The following is a 2,601-nucleotide window of genomic DNA, read 5'->3' as shown; positions in this document are numbered from 1 at the left end:
ACGGCGCAAGATGCGCGGGATTCGATCATGAGCCCGTGCTGTCGCTGCTTGGGCGGAGCATGCAGGACGATCTCGAGCGATGCTCGAGCGAGGCAGCCGGAGGGTACTGCCGGAGCGGGTGAGCTACACTACTCGCTAGCACTACTTTGGCAGAAAGTGTTTTCGCCACTGTTTTTCAAGGATTTGCTTTCGGCAATATGGACACTGCTGAGACGGTGGCCGAAGGATGAGATCGACGATGGCGTGACGTACGGCGGGCATGGTTGGTTGAGGCGGAGGCCCGTTGATTCTTTTTTTTCCGCCCCGCGTGTGCGAGGCGACGATGTTGCAGGAAGGTGTAGGCGATCATTGTCATCAGGGCGTGGCGATGAAGACCCTGCCATGATCGCCCTTCGAAGTGATCAAGTCCGAGCTCCTCCTTCAACTGCTGATGCGCTTGCTCACAAATCCACCGTGCCTTGATGGTGGCTGCCAGCGTGCGCAGATCCGTCGCCGCCGGAAGATTGGCGAGATAGTATTTCTTCTCTCCCGAGGCGCGTTGCTCGCCAATGAGCCAGGCTTCGTCGCCTGGGAGATGCTGCTGACCTTTATCCCATATCCGCTGCGGAGGGCCGTCGGCGGTGCGGACACGGACAGCAGCAAATCGGGCTTTCAGCCGACCTTTGGTCCCGCTGCGCCAACTCACGGTTTTCCATTTGGCGCTGGCCAGCATTTGTTCTGCCGCCATCGATAGGATATCGGGCACGTGGTGCTTTCGTGGTTTCCCGCGGACTTTGGTGATCGGCCAAATGAGCTTCACATCGACCGGATACACCTTCAGGTGCCGAGGGATGCCGACGGCCCAAGCCAGCCCGCGCTCTGTTAGCCCTTGTCGAAACGGTGCGCTGAGCCCGTATCCTGCATCCGCCAGCACACATCCAAAGCGCACGTTGGCCGCCATCGTGCGGTCAATCTCGGCCAAAGCAATTTCCGGCTTGGATCGTGGCGTTCGGTGTTCGACTGGCACGCGAGCACGCTTCAAACGAGACACGTCGCTTGTCCAACTGTCAGGCAGAAAGAGACGCAACGCGACCATCACCGGCACTTCGCCGCGCGCAAGCGTCAAAGACACAAGCGTTTGGCAATTTGCCGTTTTGCCGAGAGCCGACGCGTATTGAGCTGCAACACCAACCGAGCGTTCGCCCTTCTTCGGCAGTGAGGTGTCATCAATGACCAGCACCGCATCCTTACCGCCGACAAGTCGGTCCGCCTGGTTGAGCAGCTCTGTCTCCAGCGGCCTCGCGTCCCAGACACCGTCCGCAATAAAGTGGTGCAACTGGTCGTAGTTGCTCGTGGCAAGGCGTTCCGCCATCGGCTGAACGCTTTTGCGATCGCCGGGACCGATCAATCCCGCGACATAGAGAGGGCACATCCGCTGCCGGGTCTTATGGCCCAGCCGGTCCAAGAACGGCATCAACCAGCGTTCGAGTTCGTCTTCCCATCCCGGCATGGTCAGCCCTCCAAGCGCCGACCACCCATGAATCATTGAAAAATTGATTCGGGAATCCTATAAACGCGACAAAATCAACAATCTGCCAAAGTAGTGCTAGTTTAACGAGAGGCGAAGAAAGCGGAGTTTCCCCGCTCCCATGCTTCACGGGCGCGAGGAGCAGGCTCGCTGATGACGATCGGGGCTCTACACGCGCATCTATAATTTTAATTAGGGTTGATGAAAAAGCCCCGACGAGCAGCCAGCCAATGCGGTTTTCGCGCCGGAGCCGGCACATTCGCGGATGGTGAATTGCGCGTGAAAGCCGGACATCGGTGGACGCTTCGCTGCACGTTCTAGTTCGACCGCATCGACATTCGCAGCGACATCGATGAATTTGAGAAAGGCGCCGAAGGCAGCTAGCACGGCCCCGAGCGCCACAGGCGTGCCGGCAACCGCGAGCCACGGCAGGATGAGCGCAATCCCGAACCAGCCGATCCGGATGATTGATTTGCTGCCGTAGCGCGCGCTCAACAGCCTGATCAGAAGCATCGAGATGACTGAGCTGATTCCCAGACAGAGCAGCAGAAAACCGAGGACTTCGTTATCGACAACCAGCCGCTCCTTCGCGAACGGCACCAGCGGCGCCTAGCCCGCAATGCCGAAACCGGCGACAAAGAATGCAAGGCGCGTCATGATCCGGCTGGCCAGACGACCGACGGACACCATCGGGAAAGCCCGGAGGAAGAGTGTGGTTTCCTGTTCGCACACGCTAATGACATCGCGGCGCAGCGAGAGCGGCTGCGATCGCAGTTGCAGCCCCTCCAACATGGTGTTTCATGTCCCCTCACAACACGTTGGCGGGGCGGCCGGACGCAATGGAGGACGTGCGGAGTCCGTCCCTACAGCGCCCCCCGCCTCCGAGCGGTGATGCTGCCCCGAATGGAGCAAGTGGCGTGCCGACATTGAAAGTTGGAGGTTCTACAGTCGCTTCGTACCGGGTGTGTGAAATGGACCCCGATTGTGGGACCACGTGCTTAGTTGGAAGGGGCTGCTCCGTTTGATAGACGGAGCGCATGATGACGACAAAGACGAGACGCAAGATCGACGCGGCACTGAAGGCAAAGATCGCG

General features: G+C 59.4%; 3 protein-coding genes. All 3 read right to left on the bottom strand.

Features of this window, described 5'->3' with window-relative positions:
* Nucleotides 1-175: 175 nt before the first annotated feature.
* Nucleotides 176-1,525, bottom strand: a complete 1,350-nt coding sequence (locus ACZYOF_RS43340; RefSeq protein WP_463719543.1) for an IS701 family transposase — start codon at nucleotides 1,523-1,525, stop codon at nucleotides 176-178.
* A gap of 174 nt (nucleotides 1,526-1,699) precedes the next feature.
* Nucleotides 1,700-2,107, bottom strand: coding sequence for a hypothetical protein (locus ACZYOF_RS43335; protein ID WP_463719542.1), 408 nt, complete (start codon nucleotides 2,105-2,107; stop codon nucleotides 1,700-1,702).
* A 9-nt stretch (nucleotides 2,108-2,116) separates the two neighbouring features.
* Nucleotides 2,117-2,299, bottom strand: coding sequence for a hypothetical protein (locus tag ACZYOF_RS43330; RefSeq protein WP_028169439.1), 183 nt, complete (start codon nucleotides 2,297-2,299; stop codon nucleotides 2,117-2,119).
* Nucleotides 2,300-2,601 lie beyond the last annotated feature (302 nt).

The sequence above is a fragment of the Bradyrhizobium sp. LeoA1Lang genome, from assembly GCF_055413685.1.
This window is presented reverse-complemented; position numbering and strand designations above follow the sequence as displayed.